Below are 19,379 nucleotides of genomic sequence, written 5' to 3' on the forward strand. Positions count from 1 at the left end.
GGCCGGGTGGTGGGCGTCAGGCGCCGGCGGGCGGCAGGAGGCGGGTCGGGGGAACGCCGGCGAGTTCCTTCACCTCGCGGGTGAGGTGGGCCTGGTCGGCGTACCCGGCCAGGGCGGCGACCTCGGCGAGCGGGGTGCCGCCGCCGGCCAGGTCGAGGGCGCGGCGCATCCGCAGGATGCGGGCGAGGGTCTTCGGGCCGTACCCGAAGAGGAGCCGGCTGCGCCGGTGCAGGGCTCGCGCGCCGAGGCCGACCTCGGCGGCGGTGGCGGCGACGGTGGCACCGGCCGCCAGCCGGGCGGCGACTCGCGCCCCGAGCGGGTCCGGGCCACCGGCCACCCGCAAGCGGCCCAGCGCGACCTCCTCCAGCACGGCGGCGATCGACCGTCCGGGCGCGTCGGCCGCGGCGATGCGCTCGGCCAGCTCGGCGGCGGCCTGTCCCCACAGGTCGGCGAGGGGCACCCGCTGGTCCCGCAGCTCGTCGGCGGGCACCCCCAGGACGGCGGGTCCGGTGCCCGGCGGCAGCCGCAGGCCGACCCACCGCTCCCCCGGCACGCTCACGGACAGGTGCGCGGTGCGGTCGGGTCCGGCGACCAGCAGCCCGGCCCGGCTGGACCAGAGCAGGTCCAGGCAGCCGTCCGGCAGCACCCGCACCGGCCTTTCGCCGGGCGAGACGCTCGCCCACCGCACGGCCCCCGGAATCCCCGGGGCCGGACCCTCGCGGTACATCCCTCCACCCTGCCACGCCGTGGCCCGGTTCCCGCTCCGGATCTTGGCGGGTGTCCGTTCGCTGCGGACGGACACCCGCCGGGATCGGGCGGTCAGGCGCGGTGGTGCATGGCGAGGCGGAGCAGCGTGAAGCGGAGCGCGGTCGCCGCGAGGTTGGCGCCGACCAGGACGGTCAGCTCCAGGGCGCGGGGCGGGGTGTCGGCGGTGGCGTGCAGGACCGCCAGCGAGCCGCTGGTCAGGGCCAGGCCGAGGGCGAAGGCGAGCAGGCCCTGGAGGTGGTGCCGGCCGGCGTGCCGGCGGCCGGTGACGCCGAACGTGAGCCGCCGGTTGGCCGCCGTGTTGGCCACCGCGGTGACCAGCAGACGCCGAGGAGCGCCTGCGGCACCAGGATCGACCAGCTGCTCAGCCCGAAGAGGCGGACCGAGAGGGTCATCAGCCAGAGCGAGGCGGGGGTCTTGTCGACGGTGATCGAGTTGGCCGCGTCCGAGGAGCCGTAGAAGAACGCCTTCCAGCTCTCCGAGCCGGCCTGCACGGCCGCCGAGTAGAACGCGTTGCCCCAGCCCGAGGCGCCCAGGCCCCAGAGGTAGAGCAGCGCGGTGGCCAGCAGCAGGCCGAGCAGGGCCGGCCGGGTCCAGCGCGGGTCGCGACGGTGCGGCTCGGCCGGGGTCCGGACCGGGTCCGGGGCGGGCGCGGGGGCCGGTCCGGTCGCGGGCGACCCGGCCGTGGGCGCGGTCAGCAGGCTCTCTGTTCTGTCCATGCCGGCAAGCCTCGGGCGGCCCGCTGACCCGCCCCCGTGCGCGGCCTATGCGTCGGCTGTGGATTCCGGCAGCCGCACCGTGAAGACGGTCCGGCCCGGGCGGCTCGCCACGTCGACCTCGCCGTGGTGGGCCTCGACCACGGCGGCCACGATGGCCAGGCCGAGGCCGGTGCTGCCGTGCGCCCGGGAGCGGGAGCTGTCGCCGCGGGCGAACCGCTCGAAGACCTCCGGTTGCAGCTCGGCGGGAATGCCGGGGCCGTCGTCGGTGACGCTCAGCTCGACGGCGCCGGTCACCCGCGCGAGCCGGGTGGTCACCGTGGTGCCGGGCGGGGTGTGCACCCGGGCGTTGGCGAGCAGGTTCGCCAGCACCTGGTGCAGCCGGTGGGCGTCGCCGGTGACGCTCACCGGCTCGTCGGGCAGGTCGAGCTGCCAGCGGTGCTCGGGGCCGGCCACGTGCGCGTCGCTGACCGCGTTGACCACCATGGCGGTGAGGTCGACCGGCTCGGCCGCGAGCGGCCGGCCGGAGTCGATCCGGGCGAGCAGCAGCAGGTCGTCGACGAGGCTGGTCATCCGGGTGCTCTCGGACTCCACCCGGCGAAGGGCGTGCGCCACGTCCGGCGGCACCTCGTCCCGGCCGCGCCGGGCCACCTCGGCGTAGCCGCGGATCGCGGCGAGGGGGGTGCGCAGCTCGTGGCTGGCGTCGGCGACGAACTGGCGTACCCGCATCTCGCTGGCCTGCCGGGCGGCGAGCGCGGCGGCGACGTGGCCGAGCATCCGGTTGAGCGCGCCGCCCACCTGCCCGACCTCGGTACGCGGGTCGGTGTCGCTCGCCGGCACCCGCACCGACAGGGCCACCTCGCCGCGGTCCAGCGGCAGCTCGGTGACCCGGGTGGCGGTGGCGGCGACCCGGTTCAGCGGGCGCAGCGCGGCCCGGACGATCAGCGCCCCGAGCCCGCCGGCGATGACCAGCCCGGCGGTGACCAGCCCGGCCTGGGCGACCAGCACCCACATGACGGTGTCCTGGACCCCGGCGAGCGGGATGGCGACGGCCCCCAGCACGCCGTTCGACGACCGATGGGCCACCGCGCGATAGTCGCCCCGGTCGCCGACCTCGACGGTATGGGGCCGCCCGTCGAGTGGTAGCGCGACGAGCGTGGCGATGTCGGCGGCCGGTACGGTCTCGACCTCCCCCGACTCGGCCCGGGTGGTCGCGGTGGTGGCTCCGCAGGCGGTCCGCAGGGCGATCGAGCCGGGCGGGAACCCGCGCGGCGGCTCCAGTTCCGGCAGGTCGCAGGGGTCCGTCCGGCGCGGGTCACCGGGCGGACGCAGCCACGGCGGCCCGTCTCCGGTGCGCCGGTCGGCGATGGTGAGCTGGTTGTCCACCTGGCCGATCAGGAAGTGCCGCAGGGCGATCGTGGTCAGGCCGCCGATGCCGATGCTGACCAGGGCCAGCAGCGCCACCACGGACACCACGAGGCGGCGGCGCAGCGACCAGCCGGCCAGCCGCTGCCGCAGCCCCCCGCCCCGGTCACTCCGCGGGCTTGAGGACATAGCCCGCGCCGCGCAGGGTGTGGATCATGGGCTCGCGGCCCGCGTCGATCTTCTTGCGCAGGTACGAGATGTACAGCTCGACCACGTTGGCCTGGCCGCCGAAGTCGTAGTTCCAGACCCGGTCGAGGATCTGCGCCTTGCTCAGCACCCGGCGCGGATTGCGCATCAGGTAGCGCAGCAGCTCGAACTCGGTGGCGGTGAGGTTGATCAGGTCGCCGGCGCGGCGTACCTCGTGGCTGTCCTCGTCGAGGCTGAGGTCGCCGACGCTGAGCACGGCCTCCTCGCGGGCGGCCACCGCGAACCCGGAGCGGCGCAGCAGGGCGCGCAGCCGGGCGATCACCTCCTCGAGGCTGAACGGCTTGGTGACGTAGTCGTCGCCGCCGACGGTGAGCCCGGCGATCCGCTCCTCCACCGCGTCCCGGGCGGTCAGGAAGAGCACCGGCACGGTGGGCGCCTGCTCGCGCAGCCGGCGCAGCACCTGGAAGCCGTCCAGGTCCGGGAGCATGACGTCGAGCACCACGGCGTCGGGCTTGACCTGGCGGGCGGCGCTGATCGCCGCCATCCCGTTGCCGGCGGTGGTCACCTGCCAGCCCTCGTAGCGCAGCGCCATCGACAGCAGGTCGGTGAGCGTCGGCTCGTCGTCCACCACCAGCACCCGCACCGGTTCGCCGTCCGGTCGGCGCAGCTCGATCCGGCCCTGCGCGGCCTGCCCGTTCATGACCATGACCCCCATCGTGGGCGCACCCGCTGTGCCGGTCCTGTCCCGATCCTGTGTACCAGCTGTGCGGGCCGGACGCCGGGATCCGCGCGGAGCGGGCGGACGCACAGCCGGACCACAGGCACGGCCCACGTCCCCTCCAGCCACGAGCGGCACGCTCACCGCATGAGCGCGGACGGGTTCTTCGAGGTCCACTGGTGGTGGCGGGCGACGGCACCAGGTCGCGGCGCGGCGTCAGACGCGCCGAGCTGGAGTCGCCGTAGGGCGGTCCGGGTGGCGGTGTCCGATCGTACGGCGCTTCCGGCGGCCCGGCGCGCGGTGGCCCGCCGGCTGGCCGGGCTGCGCGCGGCCGACCTGGAGCTGTCCCGGGCGCACCGGGCCGCCGGCCGGCCGGTGCCGGTCGGCCCGCTGCTGCGTGAGCTGGTAGCGGTGTCGCTGGGCGCGGCGGAGGCGAGCGGCGGGGCGGTGGACCCGACGGTCGGCGCGGCCCGGCTGCGCCGGTCGGTGACCCCGCTGCCGGCGTGCGGCTCGGGCTGGGGTCGGGTGGACCGGGGCGAGGGCTGGCGAGCGGTGTCGCTGCGCGGCGACCTGCTGGCAGTGCCGCCGCCGCTCTGGCTGGACCTGGGCGGCACTGCCGGCGCGTACCTGGTGCAGCGGTGCGCCGAACAGGTGGCGACCCGGCACGGGACCGGGGTGCTGGTGGCGGTCGGGTCGCGGGTGGCCGCCGCGGGCCCGGCGCCGGCCGGTGGCTGGCGGGTCGCCCACGGGCCGGCCACGCTGACCGGCGGCGCGCTGGTCACCGCCGACGTGCTGCGCCCGGACGGCGGTGGGGTACGCGACCCGCGCACCGGCGCCGCGCCGGACTCGCCGTGGGCCGCGGTGACGGTGGCCGCGCCCGACGCCGCGCGCGCCGCGATGCTGGCCGTGGCCGCGCTCGCCCGCGGCGCCGGCGGCCCGGAATGGCTGGCCGGCCAGGGGGTCCGGGCCTGGCCGCGGACGCGCCGGCCGGCCCTTCCCCAGCCCGCTACCCGGTGGTAACTTGCCGGCATGTCCATCGACGGTCGTCCCACCGGCCGGCTGGCCGGCAAGGTGGTGCTGGTGACCGGGGCGGCCCGGGGCATCGGCGAGCACACCGCCCGGCTCGCCGCCGCCCGCGGCGCGCGGCTGGCCCTGGTCGGGCTGGAGCCCGACCGCCTCGCCGCGCTCGCCACCGAGCTGGGCCCCGGCCACGTCTGGTTCCCGGCCGACGTCACCGACCAGGCCGAGCTGGCCGCCGCGGTCGACGGCACGGTCACGGCGCTGGGCGGCATCGACGCGGTGGTGGCGAACGCTGGGGTCGCCAACCGGGGCACCATCGCCGTCGGCGACGTGGAGGCGCTGGTCCGCACGGTCGAGGTGAACCTCATCGGGGTGATGCGGACCGCGGCGGCGACCGTGCCGGCGCTCACCGCCCGCAGGGGCTACCTGCTGATCGTCTCCTCCGCCGCCGCGTTCGCGGCGCTGCCCGGGATGGCCGCCTACTGCGCCTCGAAGGCCGGCGTCGAGCACTTCGGCACGGCGATCCGGCTGGAGCTGGCGCATCGCGGGGTGGCCGTGGGCACGGCGCATCCGTCCTGGGTGGACACCGACCTGGTCCGCGAGGCGCGGGCCGACCTGCCGGCGTTCGAGACAGCGCTGGCGAAGCTGCCCTGGCCGATGCGGCGGACCACCACCGTGCAGGAGTGCGCCGAGGCGTTCGTCCGGGCGATCGAGCGCCGCCGGCGCCGGGTCTACGTGCCGCGCGCCGTCGGGGCCGTGCAGGCGGTCCGGTCGGTGCTGGTCAGCCCGCTCGCCGACCGGCTGGTCGGGCGGACCGCGAGGGACACCGTCCCGCTGATCGAGGAGCAGGCCCGGGCGCTGGGCCGGGGCTTCGGGGCGAGCACGCCGGACGTGCGGCGATGACGAGGCCGGCGGAGGTGGTCTTCGAGCGGCGGGGGGCCGGCGCCCCGCTGGTGCTGCTGCACGGCATCGGTCACCACTGGGCCGCCTGGTCGCCGGTGCTGGACCGGCTCGCCGAGGCGCACGACGTGATCGCCGTCGACCTGCCCGGGTTCGGCCGCTCGCCGGTGCCCGCCGCCGGCCTTCCCGCCGACATGCCCGGGCTGGTGGCCGGGATCGTCGAGCTGTTCGCCGCGCTCGGGCTGGACCGCCCGCACGTGGCGGGCAACAGCCTCGGCGGCGCCATCGCCCTGGAGCTGGCCGCCGCCGGCGCCGTCTCCTCGGCCACCGCCCTCTCCCCGGCCGGCTTCTGCACCCCGCGCGAGCTGCGCTGGGCGCTCAGCGTGCTCACCCTGCACCGCAACGCCGCGCGGCTGCCCGAGCCGGTGCTGCGGTCGCTGTTCGCCTCCCCGGCGCTGCGTACCCTCGCGCTGGGCATGATCCTGGCCCGGCCCAACCGGATGGCGCTGGCCGAGGCGCTGGCGGACGCGCGGGCGCTGCGCGAGGCGCGGGCCTTCCGCGCGGTGGCCCGGGCCGGCCGGGGCTACACGTTCGCCGGCGCGCCCACGGTACCGGTGACGGTCGCCTGGGGCACCCGGGACCGGATCCTGCCCTACCGGCAGGCCGCGCTGGCCCGGACCCGGCTGCCGGCGGCCCGGCACCTCGACCTGGCCGGTTGCGGGCACGTGCCGATGCACGACGACCCGGAGCTGGTCGCCTCGGTCATCCTCGGCACCACCGGCGCGCGGGCGGCCTGACCGGGTTCACTCGGTGGCGCCGAACGGTTCGGTGCGCACGTACCGCATCGTCCAGCCGCCCCCGTCGTGGAGATGGCCGCGCTCGTAGAGGTGATCCGCCTCGCCACCGGGCGGCCGGTCGGGGTGGCGCATGATCCACCGCTTCGGCGGCGCCCCGTCCGGCTCGGCCGGCAGTTCCCGGACCAGTTCGTCGGCGGGTCCGCCGACGAACCGTACGCGTACCAGAGCCACCGGGCACCCTCCGTCTCGCCGTCGACACGCTCCCCTGCTCGCGAAGCTACCCCGCGCCGCCCCCGCCCGGGCCGGGAAACTGCCCGGCGGTTTGCCCAGCTCGGGGCCCGGGTAGCGAAACCGGATGGGGCATCCGGTGAGTGCGAGGAGTGGTCGATGAGGACGCTGGGCGGGCGGTACGAGCTCGAACGGCGGGTCGGCATCGGCGGGATGTCCGAGGTGTGGCGGGCGCACGACCTCGTGCTCGACCGGACCGTCGCGGTGAAGCTGATCTCGCCGGGGCTGGACGGCGAGGCCACCTCGGTGGAGCGGATCCGGGCGGAGGCCCGCTCGGCGGCCCGGCTGGTGCACCCGAACGTGGCCAGCGTGCACGACTTCGGCACCGCCGCCTTGCCGGACGGGCGCGCGCTGCCCTACATCGTGATGGAGCTGGCCGAAGGGGAGACGCTCGCCGCCCATCTGCGCGCCGGCCCGCTGGACTGGCGGATCGCGGTGCGGGTCTGCGCCGAGGTGAGCGCCGCGCTGGCCGCCGCGCACGCGCACGGCATCGTGCACCGGGACGTGAAGCCGGCGAACGTGATGCTCACCCCGGCGGGGGTGAAGGTGCTCGACTTCGGGATCGCCACCCCGGCCGGCGCACCCGATCACACGCCGGACGGGATCGTGGTCGGCACGCCGGCGTACCTGGCACCGGAGCAGCTCGACCGGCAGCCGGCCACCCCCGCCGCCGACATGTACGCCCTGGGCGTTCTCCTCTACTACTGCCTGACCGGCCGGCTCCCGTACGCGGCCGAGAGCACCACGGAACTGCTCGGCGTGGGTGGCCGCCGCCGGCCACCCGAGCCGCTGCCCGATATCGACGGGTTGCCGACCGAGGCGGCCGAGTTGTGCCGGGGCTGCCTCGCCACCGACCCGACCGCCCGGCCGACCAGCCTGATGGCCGCGCTGCTGCTCGCCGAGGCGGTGGACGCCCGGGTCTACGTGCCGATGGTCGCGACGCCGCCCCGCCAGCGGATCGCGCCGGTGTCGGCGTGGACCGAGCGGGCGGCCACGGAGGCGACCGAGGCGATCGCCGTCGACGCGTACCCGACCGGCCGGGCTCGCTGACGCGCGGCCTGCTCAGGCGCGGTTTCGCCGGGCGGGGGCCGGGTAGCCGGGCGGGTGAGTGACGGGAGGAACGCGATGCCGGATCCGAGTTCCTGGCTGACCGAGACGGCCACGGCGACCGCCGCGGGCGGTCACGTACGCACCGAAGACGGCGGTCTCTCCTCCGCCCTGGCGTCCCCGTTGGCGCCGCACTGCACCGGCCTGACGCCCGAGCAGCTCCTGGCCGCCGCGTTCGCCTCCTGCCTGCACCATGCCGCGGTGGAGGCGGCCGGCGAGATCACCGACGAGGCGCACACCGTCGAGGTGACCGCGGCGGCGAAGCTGGGCCGCGACGACGACGGCCGCTACCGGGCCGACGTGCACGCCGAGATCTCCTCGGCGGGCCTCACCCGGGAGCAGTTGGCGGACCTCGTCGCGCACGCGGATCGGCTCTGGCCGTTCTCCAGCGGCGACAACAGCCGGCACCGGCTCACCGTCACCCCGGCGGAGAACGGCCGGCACTGACGGTTCACCAGCGGAAACCGGCGGTCACCGCCCGGTGGTCGCTGTCCGGGGTGTGCACCACCCCGGCCGCGGTGGGGGTGAGCCCGCGGTAGAGGACGTGGTCCGGGCGGGTCACCGGGAGGTCCGCCGGCCAGGTGAAGCCGAAGCCCTGACCGGCGTCGGCCTGGGCGTCGCGCAGCAGGCGGGTGAGCGGCGCGAAGACCCGGTCGGTGGTGGCGGTGTTCAGATCCCCGAGCACCACCAGCCGGGACGCGTCGTCGGCCCGGACGATCGCCGCGAGCGCGGCGAGGGTCTCGTCGCGGGTGGCGGTGTGCCCGGCCCGGGCCGAGCCGAGGTGGACCACGTACACCGCCAGGTCGCCCTCCGGGGCGGCGACCACAGCCCGCAGCGCGCGCTCCCACCCGAGGCCGGTGTCCATCCCGTGCGCCTCGTGGATCGGCCAGCGGCTCCACAGGGCGACGGTGGAGACCGCGGCCCGGTGCGGGTAGCGGCCGCGCAGCGCGGCGGCGACCGCGCCGCCGTCGTCGACCTCCTGGAGCCCGATCAGGTCCGGGCCGGCGTCGGCGAGGGCGTCGACCGTGGCGGCCGGGTCGGGATTGCCGGCGCGCAGGTTCTGGCTGGCCACCCGGAGCGAGGTGGCGCCCGCCCCGGAGGCCGGCGGCAGCCAGACGCCGCCGTAGAGCGCCGCCCAGACCAGCGCCGGCAGCAGGACCACGAGCAGGGCCCGGCGGGACCGGCGCAGCAGCGCCGCCAGCGCGAGCAGGGGTACGCCGAGCCCGAGCAGCGGGGTGGCGCTGTCGACCAGGCTGCCCAGGCCGTGCACGTTGGGCACCGCGCGGTGGCCTACGAGCAGCACGGCGAGCAGGACGGCGCACAGGCTGACGATCAGTCCCCGTCGGCCCTGGCGGCCGGCGGGTTCTCCGGCGGCCCGCTCATCGACCATCTGCTCCGTCACCGTCCGCATCGTATCGAGACAGCGGACCTCGGATGCGGCGATCGGGATACGCCCCGTCGTGGGCCGCCTGGCCCCTGGGGATCCCCAGGTGACGGGCCTGCCCCTCGGCCGAACGGAGGAGGGCCGACGGAACCGCCGAAAAGATGATCATGCGTCGTTTCTGCCCGGGTGTTTCCGACATGAACGGAAAATGCGAAACGTGGAGAAGATCGAATTCGTCTTGCACCGAGCGTAATGTGCGGGAGGATCATGGCAAATTGTGGCGCATGCCACTAACCACCCCGATGGCAAGAGCCGAGAAGCTTTCTAGCCTCGGCGGGTGCATCCCGACGACCCCATTGAGCAGCAGCCGACCGATACGTCGCCCGTTCGCCGTACGATCGACCCGGCATCAGCCGAACGGACGATCGGGCGGCACCGGGCCCCGGAACCGCGGCGGCGCGGGCCGGTCCGGTCCACCCCCGCCCGGGTCGCCGTCGCCACCGGCGTGACCTGCTGCCTCGGTCTGATCGGGGTCGTCGGCGCGAAGGAGACCGGGCAGCGGCACGAGCCGGTCCGCGAGGTGCTCGCCGACCGGGCGGCGGCGGCCAGCGAGGAGCGGGCCTCCCGGGACTTCGAGCGCAGCGCCCCGCCGGTCGCCGTGCCGGTCACCCCCATCCCGGTCGCCACGCCCAGCCCGACACCCACGAAGAAGGCGCCCAGGAAGCCGGTCCGGCCCAAGCGCCCCCGGCCCGTCGCCGGGCTGGACCAGCGGCAGATGGACAACGCCAAGACGATCGTCGACGTGGGCCTGAGCCTGAAGATGCCCCGCCGGGCGCTGGTGGTGGCCGTGGCCACCGCCATGCAGGAGAGCGACCTCTACAACCTGGCCAGCGACGTGCTCCCCGAGTCGTTCGACTACCCGCACCAGGGCAGCGGCTCCGACCACGACTCGATCGGGCTGTTCCAGCAGCGGCCCAGCAGCGGCTGGGGCACCGTCGCCGAGATCATGCGGCCGGCGTACGCGGCCCGGGCCTTCTTCACCGCGCTGAGCAAGGTGCCCGGCTGGACGGAGATGAGCGTCACGGCGGCGGCCCAGGCGGTGCAGGTCTCCGCCTTCCCCGACGCGTACGCGCAGCACGAGCAGCGGGCCACCACGGTGGTGGCGGCGCTGGCCTGAGCCGGCGCTCAGGCGGCGTTGCGCTCGGCGGCGCCGCCGCTCGGCACGCCCGCGGCGGCGGTCGGCGTGTCCGGGGGAACCGTGTCGCCGCGTACCCCCGACAGGACCTCGTCGACGCGGGCCTCGCGCCGGCGGCGGGCCAGCAGAGCCGCCTCGAAGTCCCGGCGGGCCCGGACCGCCTCGGCGTAGGCCTGCTCGCGTACCTGGCGGGCCTCCTCGCGGGCGGCCTCCAACTCGCTGCGGGCCTGGGCCAGCAGCCTGGCGGCCTCCCGCTCGGCGGCCGTCCCGGCGGCCACCTCGCCGTCGACCACGGCGGTCCGACGGCGCAGGAAGTCGCAGAGATGGGTCGCGTCCTCCCGGATCTGATCCCACTCGCGGCCGGCGCCGGCGGCGCTCTCCGCGCGGGCCGCGAGCCGGACCAACCGGATTCCCAGCTCATCCAGGCAGGAGTCCACCTGCCGCTGGTCGTAACCGGTCTCAACCACGGAGAACCTCATGCGTGTCGCCCCCCAGGCAGCTGGTGTCACTTCCCCACCTGACGATCCTGGGCGGCGGGCGGCCACGCCCGCGGCGGTTCCCGCAAAATGTTCAGCATCCGGACGCCCGGACGAAGGTGGTCAGGAGTGCTTGGGAAGCACGACCACCCGGCCGAAGAACTCGTCGATGCGGCGCACCACGTCGTTGAAGTCGTCCAGGTCGATCGGCTTCGTCACGTACGCGTTGGCCTGGAGGGTGTAGCTGCCGAGGATGTCGGTGTCGGCGTTGGAGGTGGTCAGCACGACGATCGGGATGGTGCGCAGGTCCTCGTCCCGCTTGACCTCGCCGAGCACCTGGCGCCCGTCCATCCGCGGCATGTTCAGGTCGAGCAGGATGACGTCGGGCCGCCGCGCCTCGGTGTGCCGACCCTCGCGGCGGAGGAACTCCATCGCCTCCTGGCCGTCGTTGACCACGTCGATGATCTTCTCGACGTCGGAGTCCTCGAGGGCCTCCTCGATCATCAGGACGTCACCCGGGTCGTCGTCCACCACCAGGATACGAACGGGGCTCGGGGTGCCTTGACCCATGGGACTACCTGCTTCGTCTCGGAGGTGGAGCGCCGACGGCGAAATCGACTGTCGGCGGGGAAATCTATCCGATCAGGAGGCGGCCGGCGTGGCCGGGTCGGCCCGGTCCGCCCCGTAGCTCAGCACCTCGGCCAGCCCGGTCATCTGGAGCACCCGGGCCACCCGACCGGTCGCGCCGGTGACCCGCAACCAGCCGCCCGCGGCGGCGGCCAGGTTGTCGCCGCGGACGAACGCGGCGATCCCGGTGGAGTCGCAAAAGGTCAGCCCGGCGAGGTCCAGCAGCAGCTCACGGTGCCCCTCGGCGGCCAGCCGGTCGATTGCGGCGGTGAGCTCCGGCGCGGTGCTCAGGTCGAGCTCACCCGCGAGCCGGAGGCAGGCCGGGCCGCCGTCCCGCTGGGCGTACGCGACGGTGAACGTCACCCTGGCCCCTCTCGCTCGCACCGCAGGCCGATCCGTGCAGTGCAGCAAGTATACGCAGGTCTCGCCGCGACGCCCGCACCCTGGCGGTCACCGTCCGGACGCGGCCGACAGCCCGCCGACCAGCACGCGGGCCCGGTCGAGGAACCGCCCGGCCCGGGGGAAGTCGCGCAGCCGCTGTCCATAGTGGTCGAGGGTGAGCCCGACCGCGCTCGCCGGCACCCGGCGCTGACCAGGATCGCCACCAACCACTCGACGAACTCGGTGAAGAGGGTCTCGTCGTCGACGTAGAGGGCGGCGGCCAGGAAGTCGATGATGTAGCCGAGGTCGCTGACGGTCGAGTCGAGCTGGGCCGGGGTGTAGTCGCGCACCCCCGGCACCCGCTCCCGCAGGTCGGCCAGGGCGCTGTCGATCAGCTCACCGGGCCGCTTGGCCAGGCTCGCGTACTCGTCGTCGGCGAGGTGGTCGAGCCGCGCCGGCGGCACCGCGCGCAGCGCCCGCTCGTCGGCGACCAGGCCGGCCGCGGTGGGCGCGTCCGGCGCCCAGGGCACGCCGAGCACCCGGGCCCAGCGGCCGTCGTCGCCGAAGCCGCGCCCGCCGACCACCACCGGCACGTCCGAGCGGCGGCAGGCCTCGATCATCCGGTGCGCGTGCGGCAGCCGCATCGGCAACGCGCAGGCCAGGGCCACCGCGTGCGCGTCGTAGCGGTGCAGGTAGGACACCAGGTGCGCCGCGGGCACGCTGGCGCCGAGGAAGGTGATCTGCCAGCCGCGCAGCCGCAGCACCTCGGCCACCAGCCGGGCCGGCAGCGCGTGCCACTCGCCGTCCATGCAGGCCACCACGATCCGGCCCCGCGTCGGGCGGGGATCGGCGTACGCGGCGACGGCGGCCACCACCCGCTCGCTGATGTGGGTGGCGGCGTGCTCCTGGGCCACGCTCCACTCGTCGCGCGCCCACCGCTCCCCCACCTCGGCCTGCGCCGGGGCGACCAGGTCCAGCAGCACCCGCTCGGCCGGCACGCCGGCCTCCAGCAGCCCGCGCGCCACCTCGACGGCGGCGTGCTCGTCGGCCTCCGCCAGGCACTCCAGGTAGCCGGGGAAGGCGCGGGCCGGCTCGGCCTCGGTGGTCGTCGCGGTCACGCGTCGGTCTCTCTCGGTCGGTCGGCGCCGCTCGGGCCGGGCACCGCGTGCAGGTGGCGGCCGGAACGGCCGCCTGGGCCGGTGGCCCGCAACGCGAGCACGGCGATGTCGTCGTGGTCGCCGTGGGCGAGCCAGTCGCAGGTCACCTGCTCGACCCGCTCGGCGAGCGCCGGGGCCGGCATCCGGTGGCAGCCGGTCAGCGCGTGGAACAGCCGCTCTGCGCCGAACTGCTCGTCGCCGCGCCGGCCGCCCCGCGCCTCGGTCACCCCGTCGCTGTAGAGCAGGCAGGTCTCGCCCGGCGCGAGCTGCACGGTCACCTCGCCGATCCGGGGATCCGGCACCACGCCGATCAGCATCCCGCTCAGCGGGACCACCTCGATCTCGCCGGAGGCCCGCAGCACCAGCGGCGGAAGGTGGCCGCCCCCGGCCATGGTCAGCGTGAGGCTGCCGTCGCGGTGCGGGCGCGCCACGCCCAGCACCATGGTGGCGAAGCGGCCCTGCCCGTGCGCCTGGGTGGTCTCCAGCAGCGCGTCGTTGAGCAGCTTCAGCAGCCGTGCCGGCTGCGACTCGACCCGGTGCAGCGCGTGCAGGCACTGGCGGAGCTGGCCGGTGAACACGGCCGCCTCGACGCCCTTGCCCGAGACGTCGCCGAGGAAGAAGACCGAGCCGCCGTCGAGGAGCCGGTGGGAGCCGTAGAAGTCGCCGCCGATCCGCAGCCCGGCCTGCGCCGGCCGGTACGCGGTGCCCCACTGCACACCGGCGGCCGCCGCCGGCTCGACGGGCAGCAGGCTGGCCTGAAGGGTGTCGGCGACCTCGGCCTGGTCCCGGTAGAGCACGGCGGTGGTCAGCGCGGCACCGGCCCGGGCCGCGAAGGCGCGGACCAGGTCGAGGTCGGCCTCGTCGAACCAGCGGCCGGCCCGTCGGGCGACCAGCAGCACCCCGGCCGGAGACTCCCGGCCCGGCAGCGGCACCACCCGCGCGGTGACTCCCGCCGCCTCGGGGCCGGGCAGCCAGCCGGCCTCGACGGCCTGCTCCACGAGCCAGTCCACGGCATGCGGCTCGGCGCCGCCGAGGCCCTCCTCCATCGCTGACGGCAGCGCCGTGGCGGCGAGCACGCCACTGTCCACGGCGGGTCCGTCGTCGTCCGCGCGCACCGCCCGCCACCAGCGGGCCCGGCCCGAGCGCGGGGCCAGCACCAGCACCGAGACGTCGGCCACGGTCGGCACGGCCAGCCGAACCACCGCGGCGGCGGCGCGGTCGGGGTGCAGGGGGTTGCCGAGCTTCTCACCGACCACGGCGAGGAACGCCGAGCGGGCCCGCTCGGCGAGCAACGCGTCGGCCCGGCTGATGCTCTCGGTGACGTCCTCGACGTAGGAGCAGCGGCGGCCGGCGGAGAGCGGGACCCGGCGCAGCCGGAGCCGCCGGCCGTGATGGGTGAACTCGCCCGGGTCGTCGGCGAGCAGCGCGGGCACGCCGGCCGCGGCGAGCACCTCGCCGGTCACCACCTCGGGGACCAGTCGCTCGGCGACCGGGCTGAGATGCCGCACCACACCGTCGGCGTCCGAGACGATGAGGCCCTCGCGGAAGTGCTCCACCACCTCCGACCAGTCGGGCGTGGGCAGACCGCGATCCGGGGCCAGGGGCGGCAGGGCCGGCGTGACGGCGGGCCGCACCCGACCTCGTCTGGCACCCGGCTTGGAGACCCGTCCGTCGCCCGGGTCAGCGCCCCTGACGTCGGCAGCAGTCACCAGCTGAGCCCCACTCCTTGGTCGATACCGCGGTCCGCCGAAAAGCGGCGGGTATGGTCAAATCTCCTCGCCCCACCCTACGCCGGTGCGCCGGGACCGCCACCCCACGGCCGCGCTCCGACCTGCGCACGCGCTGTCCGGCGGGCCGGCTCCGGGGTTGTTACGATCCGGAACGACCCGGCCCGACCGGCCGGCGGGGAAAGGCGTGATGGTGCCACCTCAACGGAGAACGCCCGAGGCGATGCCGCTGACCATCTCGGTCGACCGGTCCGATCCCGTGGCCCCCGTCATCAGGGCCGGCGGTGAGCTGGCCTTCACCACGGCCGCCCCGCTGCGGGCCGAGGTCGACCGGCTGCTGGCCGAGGGCCCACGAACGCTCGTGCTGAACTTCCGCGACCTGCTCTTCATCGACAGCACCGGGCTGTCGGTGATCGTGCACGCCTGGCGGCAGGGCCAGGAGGGCGGCACCGAGATCCAGCTGCGGGAGACGCCGCGCTTCCTGGCGACCATCCTCGACATGACCGGGGTCACCGGCCTGCTGACCCGGCCGCAGCCGACCGGCCGGTCCGAGCGGCCCGCGACGGACTCGTCGGCCCTTGCCTGAGCACCCCGGGTTCTCCGAATCAGCCCGGACTGGGAACATGGCCGCATGCCCTCCCAGCTGTTGACCATCGAGGTGGACCGGCTCGACGCCGGACGTGCCCGGCTTCGGCTGACCGGCGAGTTGGACTACGACAGCGCGCCGGAGCTGGTCGCCGCGGCCGCCGAGCTGCGCCGCGACGGCTACCAGGAGCTGCTGCTCGACTTCGGCGGGGTGGCGCTCTGCGACTCCTCCGGTCTCAGCGCCCTGGTGGTCATCCACCGGGCCGGCGCCGGCGCGGTACGACTGGAGCACGCGAAGGCGCAGCTGCGGCAGCTGCTGGACCGCACCGGGCTGGCCGAGCTGCTGGCCGGGTCGCCCGCGGCGGCCGAGGAGTCCCGCGAGGTCGGCTGACCGCCGCCCCGGAACAGGGGGTGGCCCCCGACCCTGGGACCAGGGGCCGGGGGCCGGGGAGGGTGGCTCAGGCAGCCGGGGCAGGCTGCAGGCGCGGGCCGGACTCGCGCAGCTCCCCCACGTTGGGTGAGGCCGCGTCCTCCGGCGCGCCGGAATCAGGCGTCTGGAACAGGTAACGGACGAACTCCCCACCCGCCTCGTTGTCGTCCGCTCCGGGCCACTGGCCCACACAGTCGACGCCGACGACCTCGCGTCCGCTGCCGTCGCTCTCCTCCAGCAGCGCCCAGAGGGTCACCGGATAGCAGCGGGTGCCCTCCGGGTCGACCTGCCACCGCGCGTACCAGCCGGGCCGGGCGGGGACGATCTCGACGATCCGTTTCATGACGACCTGCCCTTCCGCGTGCGTCGGAAGTTCTTCCGGTCCACCCCGATCGTGCGGCACCCCCGGGTGACCGGTCCTCACCCGCAGCGAGTGAAGCTGTCCGGTCCGGCAGCGCCCGTTTCCTTCCCAGCAGCGCCGGGAAGGCGACCGGCGCAAGCGCAACCGACCAGGAACGAGGTGCGACGATGCGCAAGCAGATGGAGGGCGACAACCAGCGCCGCCGGGCCCTGGCCCGGGAGGCCAGGGAACGCGGTCGGCAGCCCAGCCAGACCGGCGCCAGCCTGAGCGCGTCCAAGCAGATCACCTCGCTGGACCGGCGCGAACGGTCCGGCCCCGCGCCGGCCGGCCATCGCAAGCCGGACACCACGCGCGGCGGTCCCGCGCCGCCGCCGGCGGCCGTGGCGGAACGCCCGCGCCCGCTGCCCGACGAGCGGCCGGTCCGGGTGACCACGCTGGGCTACCGGGATCTCGTCGACGATGTGAGCCGGCGGGCCGGGGTGGACTTCTCGACCGCCAAGGTCGCGGCCGAGGCGACCGTGCTCGCGCTGGCCTGGGCGCTCGACGAGGCCGAGCGGGAGCGGCTGCTCGAGGCGGTGCCGGTGAAGCTGCACGACGTGGTGCCGGTGGACGGCATCGAGCGGCGGCGGGACCTGCCCGGGTTCCTGGCCGAGGTGGGCCGGCGCAGCCGTCTCACCCCCGAGCAGGCGCGCTACCAGGCCGAGGCGACCCTCGCGGCGCTGGCCGACGCGGACGGCGAACTGGTCGAGTCGCTGCGCGTACCGGACGGGTTGCGGGACCTGCTCGCCCCGTCGGAGCCGGGCGGCGGCCTGGTGGGTGCGACGTCCGCCACCGCCGCGCTGGACGAGCAGGAACTGCGGGCCGCGCTCGGCGGGCTGCCGTACTGGTCCAGCGACCGGCAGTCGCTGGTGCGCACCATCGAGCTGCCGGCCGACAACCTGGACCGGGTGCTCGACCGGCTCGACCTGATCCGGGTGGACACCGGGCGCGGCCCGCAGATCGGCCGGCCCGACCCGGACAGCGCCGTGCTCACCGTGCGCACCGAGCAGGTCGACGGGGTGACGGCGCTGGACGTGGACCTGGCCCGGCAGGTCGACGCCGCCATCGAGGAGGCCGGCGCCGGGATGGCCGCCGGCTGAGCCGTGGGCAACCGGGCCGGCGGGCACCGCGCCCGCCGGCCCGCCGTGGCCGGGTAGCGTTGCCCGCCGTGGAGGGCGACGCCGAGGTCCTGGAGATCGTCGTGGACCGGGCCCGGCCCACCGGCCGGACGCTGCTCGCCGCCGGGGTCGAACAGTCCTACGTCGACGTCGCGGACCCGCGCCACCTGCACTTCGAGTACGTGCGGCGGATGGCCGCCGTGGTCGACCTGGCAGCCCCGCCGCGCCGGCCGCTGGCCGCCCTGCACCTGGGCGGCGGGGCGCTGACCCTGCCGCGCTGGCTGGCCGCCACCCGGCCCGGCTCCCCGCAGCTTGTGATCGAGCGGAACCCGGCGGTGGTCGAGCTGGTCCGCCGCGAGCTGCCGCCGGCGCCGCCCGAGGTGGTCGTGGAGATCGGCGACGCCCGGGACGCGGTCACCGCCGCACCGGCCGGGGCGTACGAGCTGGTGCTGGCCGATGTCTACCGGGCGGCCCGGATGCCCCGGCACGTGGCGAGCGTCGAGTTCGCCGCCCAGGCGGCCCGGGTGCTCGCCCCGGACGGCATCCTCCTGGTCAACGTCACCGACCTGCCGCCGCTGGCGCACACGCGGACGCAGGTCGCCACGCTGCGGGCGGTCTTCGCCGACGTCTGCCTGGTCGCCGACCGGCGGATGCTGCGCGGCCGGCGGTACGGCAACCTGGTGCTCGCCGCCGCGACCCGCCCGGGCCGGCTGCCGGTACGCCGGCTCGTCGCCCGCGCCGCCGGCGACCCGGTGCCCGGCGGCGTACTGCACGGGGCGGCGCTGGACGGCTTCGTCGCCGGTGCCCTGCCGGCCACCGACGCCACCCTGGCCGAGGACTGACCGGGCGGGGTTTCCGCCGGTCCGCGGCGGGTAGCCGCGCCGGATGAGCAACGCCGAAGACCGATCCACCGCCCGCCGGGCGCTGATCGTGATCGGTCTGGTGCTCGTCACGCTGGTCGGGCTGGCGCTGGTCTGGGAGACCCGGCGGGTGCTGGTCTGGGCCCTGGTCGCGGCCTTCTTCGCGGTCGCCCTGAAGCCCCTGGTCGACGGGGTGGAACGGCGGCTGGTCCGGCGCCGGGCACTGGCCACCCTGCTGGTCTTCCTGGCCACCTTCGTGCTGCTGGCCGCGCTGGGCGCGATGATCGTGCTGCCACTGGTCGACGAGCTGCGCCGGTTCGCCGACCAGGCCCCGGAGCTGCTCCGCGACGTCCGCGCCGGGCGGGGACCGGTCGGCGAGGCGTTGAACCGGTTCCACCTGCGCCGGTACGCCGACACCCACGCCGACCAGCTCCAGCGCTACGGCTCCCGGCTCGGTCAGCCGGCGGCCGGCGTGGTCCGGGGCGTGCTCGAGACTGTCGCCGCGGTGGTCACCGTGGTGGTGCTGGCCTACCTGATGGGCTCCGAAGATCATCGCCGGCACGCTCAAGCTGGTCGGCGACGGTGCGGCGGAGCGGCTGCGGCGCGTCGGCCGGGACTCCTCCCGGATCATCACCGGCTACCTCAGCGGCAACCTGCTGATCAGCGTGATCTGCGGCGGGCTGACCTTCGGGGTGCTCTTCCTCGCCGGGGTGCCGTTCGCCGGGGTGATCGCCCTGGTGGTCGCGCTGGCCGACCTGATTCCGCTGGTCGGGGCCACCCTCGGGGCGATCGTCGCGGCCGGGGCGGCGTTCCTGCACTCCCCCACCGCCGGCGTCGTGGTGCTGGTCTTCTTCGTGGTCTACCAGCAGGTCGAGAATCACCTGCTGCAGCCCGTCATCATGGCCCGCGCCGTGCGGCTGAACCCGTTGACCGTGCTGGTCAGCGTGCTGCTCGCCGCAGAGCTGGCCGGACTGGTGGGCGCTCTGCTGGCCATCCCGGTGGCCGGGATCGGGCAGGTCCTGCTGCGCGAGTTCAACGCCGGCGGCCGGCAGGCGCTGCCCGTCCCGGCCGAACCCGGCCGGGGCCCGGCGGTACGACGCAGAGCCGGCGGCCGGAAACCCGCGGACGGGAACCCGCCGCCGGCCGGCGGCTGACC

Annotated in this window: 21 protein-coding genes and 4 pseudogenes; 12 read left to right on the forward strand and 13 right to left on the reverse strand. The window is 75.9% G+C overall.

The window, feature by feature from the left end; all coding sequences use genetic code 11:
• Window positions 1-16 precede the first annotated feature (16 nt).
• From AB0F68_RS32110 to AB0F68_RS32130, 5 genes and pseudogenes are all read right to left on the reverse strand, one after another.
• On the reverse strand, window positions 17-727 hold the full coding sequence (locus tag AB0F68_RS32110) for a helix-turn-helix domain-containing protein (protein ID WP_357345072.1): 711 nt from the start codon (window positions 725-727) through the stop codon (window positions 17-19).
• Between the two features lie 92 nt (window positions 728-819).
• A pseudogene (locus tag AB0F68_RS32115) lies at window positions 820-1,089 on the reverse strand (GtrA family protein); the annotation flags it as partial.
• Window positions 1,089-1,484 (reverse strand): annotated as a pseudogene (locus tag AB0F68_RS32120) (glycosyl transferase); the annotation flags it as partial. The pseudogenes AB0F68_RS32115 and AB0F68_RS32120, both read right to left, overlap by 1 nt.
• A 45-nt stretch (window positions 1,485-1,529) precedes the next feature.
• The gene (locus AB0F68_RS32125; protein WP_357345074.1) at window positions 1,530-3,035 is read right to left on the reverse strand and encodes an ATP-binding protein; all 1,506 of its coding nucleotides are present in this window, start codon (window positions 3,033-3,035) and stop codon (window positions 1,530-1,532) included.
• Complete coding sequence (locus AB0F68_RS32130) at window positions 3,013-3,753, reverse strand: response regulator transcription factor (protein ID WP_357345149.1); 741 nt, start codon at window positions 3,751-3,753, stop codon at window positions 3,013-3,015. The genes AB0F68_RS32125 and AB0F68_RS32130 overlap by 23 nt, the downstream gene beginning before the upstream one ends.
• Window positions 3,754-3,918: 165 nt before the next feature.
• Here AB0F68_RS32130 and AB0F68_RS32135 point away from each other — a divergent pair, with 165 nt between their 5' ends.
• The 3 genes from AB0F68_RS32135 to AB0F68_RS32145 are packed head-to-tail and all read left to right on the forward strand — an operon-like array spanning window position 3,919 to window position 6,488.
• Window positions 3,919-4,791 carry an FAD:protein FMN transferase gene (locus tag AB0F68_RS32135; protein WP_357345076.1) on the forward strand — a complete coding sequence of 291 codons (873 nt, stop codon included), beginning with the start codon at window positions 3,919-3,921 and terminating at the stop codon, window positions 4,789-4,791.
• A gap of 9 nt (window positions 4,792-4,800) precedes the next feature.
• On the forward strand, window positions 4,801-5,694 hold the full coding sequence (locus AB0F68_RS32140; RefSeq protein ID WP_357345079.1) for an SDR family oxidoreductase: 894 nt from the start codon (window positions 4,801-4,803) through the stop codon (window positions 5,692-5,694).
• Window positions 5,691-6,488 (forward strand): alpha/beta fold hydrolase, encoded by a 798-nt coding sequence (locus AB0F68_RS32145; protein ID WP_357345081.1) that lies wholly within the window; start codon window positions 5,691-5,693, stop codon window positions 6,486-6,488. Before AB0F68_RS32140 ends, AB0F68_RS32145 begins: the two co-directional genes overlap by 4 nt.
• A 6-nt stretch (window positions 6,489-6,494) precedes the next feature.
• On the opposite strand, the gene AB0F68_RS32150 is transcribed toward AB0F68_RS32145, so the two are convergent.
• Window positions 6,495-6,719 carry a hypothetical protein gene (locus AB0F68_RS32150; RefSeq protein WP_357345083.1) on the reverse strand — a complete coding sequence of 75 codons (225 nt, stop codon included), beginning with the start codon at window positions 6,717-6,719 and terminating at the stop codon, window positions 6,495-6,497.
• A 156-nt stretch (window positions 6,720-6,875) separates the two neighbouring features.
• Between AB0F68_RS32150 and AB0F68_RS32155 the strand changes: the two genes are divergently transcribed.
• Both AB0F68_RS32155 and AB0F68_RS32160 read left to right on the forward strand, forming a co-directional pair.
• The gene (locus tag AB0F68_RS32155) at window positions 6,876-7,826 is read left to right on the forward strand and encodes a serine/threonine-protein kinase (RefSeq protein WP_357345085.1); all 951 of its coding nucleotides are present in this window, start codon (window positions 6,876-6,878) and stop codon (window positions 7,824-7,826) included.
• Between the two features lie 75 nt (window positions 7,827-7,901).
• Window positions 7,902-8,330, forward strand: a complete 429-nt coding sequence (locus AB0F68_RS32160) for an OsmC family protein (protein ID WP_357345088.1) — start codon at window positions 7,902-7,904, stop codon at window positions 8,328-8,330.
• Window positions 8,331-8,334: 4 nt separating this feature from the next.
• On the opposite strand, the gene AB0F68_RS32165 is transcribed toward AB0F68_RS32160, so the two are convergent.
• Window positions 8,335-9,285: an endonuclease/exonuclease/phosphatase family protein gene (locus AB0F68_RS32165; RefSeq protein WP_357345090.1), complete on the reverse strand. Its 951-nt coding sequence runs from the start codon at window positions 9,283-9,285 to the stop codon at window positions 8,335-8,337.
• A gap of 319 nt (window positions 9,286-9,604) precedes the next feature.
• Here AB0F68_RS32165 and AB0F68_RS32170 point away from each other — a divergent pair, with 319 nt between their 5' ends.
• Window positions 9,605-10,444, forward strand: coding sequence for a hypothetical protein (locus tag AB0F68_RS32170; RefSeq protein WP_357345094.1), 840 nt, complete (start codon window positions 9,605-9,607; stop codon window positions 10,442-10,444).
• 8 nt (window positions 10,445-10,452) lie between these two features.
• Here AB0F68_RS32170 and AB0F68_RS32175 read toward each other — a convergent pair whose 3' ends face one another.
• The 5 genes and pseudogenes from AB0F68_RS32175 to AB0F68_RS32195 all read right to left on the reverse strand — a co-directional run bounded on the left by AB0F68_RS32175 (window position 10,453) and on the right by AB0F68_RS32195 (window position 14,812).
• Window positions 10,453-10,941: an ATPase gene (locus tag AB0F68_RS32175; protein ID WP_357345096.1), complete on the reverse strand. Its 489-nt coding sequence runs from the start codon at window positions 10,939-10,941 to the stop codon at window positions 10,453-10,455.
• A 120-nt stretch (window positions 10,942-11,061) separates the two neighbouring features.
• Window positions 11,062-11,508, reverse strand: a complete 447-nt coding sequence (locus AB0F68_RS32180) for a response regulator (protein WP_357345098.1) — start codon at window positions 11,506-11,508, stop codon at window positions 11,062-11,064.
• 72 nt (window positions 11,509-11,580) lie between these two features.
• Window positions 11,581-11,928 (reverse strand): STAS domain-containing protein, encoded by a 348-nt coding sequence (locus AB0F68_RS32185; protein WP_357345100.1) that lies wholly within the window; start codon window positions 11,926-11,928, stop codon window positions 11,581-11,583.
• A gap of 87 nt (window positions 11,929-12,015) precedes the next feature.
• A pseudogene (locus tag AB0F68_RS32190) lies at window positions 12,016-13,064 on the reverse strand (cobalamin-dependent protein).
• Entirely contained in the window at window positions 13,061-14,812 is a 1,752-nt protein-coding gene (locus tag AB0F68_RS32195; RefSeq protein WP_357345102.1) for a PP2C family protein-serine/threonine phosphatase, read from the reverse strand. Before AB0F68_RS32195 ends, AB0F68_RS32190 begins: the two are co-directional and overlap by 4 nt.
• Before the next feature lie 241 nt (window positions 14,813-15,053).
• On the opposite strand from AB0F68_RS32195, the gene AB0F68_RS32200 reads away from it, so the two are divergent.
• Window positions 15,054-15,416, forward strand: coding sequence for an STAS domain-containing protein (locus AB0F68_RS32200; protein ID WP_357345104.1), 363 nt, complete (start codon window positions 15,054-15,056; stop codon window positions 15,414-15,416).
• A gap of 45 nt (window positions 15,417-15,461) precedes the next feature.
• Window positions 15,462-15,806 carry an STAS domain-containing protein gene (locus AB0F68_RS32205; protein WP_357345106.1) on the forward strand — a complete coding sequence of 115 codons (345 nt, stop codon included), beginning with the start codon at window positions 15,462-15,464 and terminating at the stop codon, window positions 15,804-15,806.
• A 67-nt stretch (window positions 15,807-15,873) separates the two neighbouring features.
• Here the strand turns inward: AB0F68_RS32205 and AB0F68_RS32210 are convergent, their stop codons facing one another.
• Window positions 15,874-16,188, reverse strand: coding sequence for a hypothetical protein (locus tag AB0F68_RS32210; protein WP_357345108.1), 315 nt, complete (start codon window positions 16,186-16,188; stop codon window positions 15,874-15,876).
• A gap of 185 nt (window positions 16,189-16,373) precedes the next feature.
• On the opposite strand from AB0F68_RS32210, the gene AB0F68_RS32215 reads away from it, so the two are divergent.
• The 4 genes and pseudogenes from AB0F68_RS32215 to AB0F68_RS32230 all read left to right on the forward strand — a co-directional run bounded on the left by AB0F68_RS32215 (window position 16,374) and on the right by AB0F68_RS32230 (window position 19,377).
• Window positions 16,374-17,345, forward strand: a complete 972-nt coding sequence (locus tag AB0F68_RS32215) for a DUF2267 domain-containing protein (RefSeq protein WP_357345110.1) — start codon at window positions 16,374-16,376, stop codon at window positions 17,343-17,345.
• A gap of 68 nt (window positions 17,346-17,413) precedes the next feature.
• Window positions 17,414-18,205, forward strand: coding sequence for a fused MFS/spermidine synthase (locus AB0F68_RS32220; protein WP_357345112.1), 792 nt, complete (start codon window positions 17,414-17,416; stop codon window positions 18,203-18,205).
• A gap of 43 nt (window positions 18,206-18,248) precedes the next feature.
• Window positions 18,249-18,710: pseudogene (locus AB0F68_RS32225) on the forward strand (AI-2E family transporter); the annotation flags it as partial.
• Between the two features lie 109 nt (window positions 18,711-18,819).
• Window positions 18,820-19,377, forward strand: coding sequence for an AI-2E family transporter (locus AB0F68_RS32230; protein ID WP_357345151.1), 558 nt, complete (start codon window positions 18,820-18,822; stop codon window positions 19,375-19,377).
• The last annotated feature ends 2 nt before the right edge of the window (window positions 19,378-19,379 follow it).

Origin of the sequence: Micromonospora sp. NPDC023966 (assembly GCF_040639095.1) — a bacterium.
In the GTDB taxonomy this organism is placed as follows: Bacteria; Actinomycetota; Actinomycetes; order Mycobacteriales; family Micromonosporaceae; genus Micromonospora.

Bases quoted from the DNA above. Each gene is read 5' to 3' on its own strand.
- AB0F68_RS32110 (WP_357345072.1), bottom strand. From the start codon at position 727: ATGTACCGCGAGGGTCCGGCCCCGGGGATTCCGGGGGCCGTGCGGTGG.
- AB0F68_RS32125 (WP_357345074.1), bottom strand. From the start codon at position 3,035: ATGTCCTCAAGCCCGCGGAGTGACCGGGGCGGGGGGCTGCGGCAGCGG.
- AB0F68_RS32130 (WP_357345149.1), bottom strand. From the start codon at position 3,753: ATGAACGGGCAGGCCGCGCAGGGCCGGATCGAGCTGCGCCGACCGGAC.
- AB0F68_RS32135 (WP_357345076.1), top strand. From the start codon at position 3,919: ATGAGCGCGGACGGGTTCTTCGAGGTCCACTGGTGGTGGCGGGCGACG.
- AB0F68_RS32140 (WP_357345079.1), top strand. From the start codon at position 4,801: ATGTCCATCGACGGTCGTCCCACCGGCCGGCTGGCCGGCAAGGTGGTG.
- AB0F68_RS32145 (WP_357345081.1), top strand. From the start codon at position 5,691: ATGACGAGGCCGGCGGAGGTGGTCTTCGAGCGGCGGGGGGCCGGCGCC.
- AB0F68_RS32155 (WP_357345085.1), top strand. From the start codon at position 6,876: ATGAGGACGCTGGGCGGGCGGTACGAGCTCGAACGGCGGGTCGGCATC.
- AB0F68_RS32160 (WP_357345088.1), top strand. From the start codon at position 7,902: ATGCCGGATCCGAGTTCCTGGCTGACCGAGACGGCCACGGCGACCGCC.
- AB0F68_RS32175 (WP_357345096.1), bottom strand. From the start codon at position 10,941: ATGAGGTTCTCCGTGGTTGAGACCGGTTACGACCAGCGGCAGGTGGAC.
- AB0F68_RS32180 (WP_357345098.1), bottom strand. From the start codon at position 11,508: ATGGGTCAAGGCACCCCGAGCCCCGTTCGTATCCTGGTGGTGGACGAC.
- AB0F68_RS32200 (WP_357345104.1), top strand. From the start codon at position 15,054: ATGCCGCTGACCATCTCGGTCGACCGGTCCGATCCCGTGGCCCCCGTC.
- AB0F68_RS32205 (WP_357345106.1), top strand. From the start codon at position 15,462: ATGCCCTCCCAGCTGTTGACCATCGAGGTGGACCGGCTCGACGCCGGA.
- AB0F68_RS32210 (WP_357345108.1), bottom strand. From the start codon at position 16,188: ATGAAACGGATCGTCGAGATCGTCCCCGCCCGGCCCGGCTGGTACGCG.
- AB0F68_RS32215 (WP_357345110.1), top strand. From the start codon at position 16,374: ATGCGCAAGCAGATGGAGGGCGACAACCAGCGCCGCCGGGCCCTGGCC.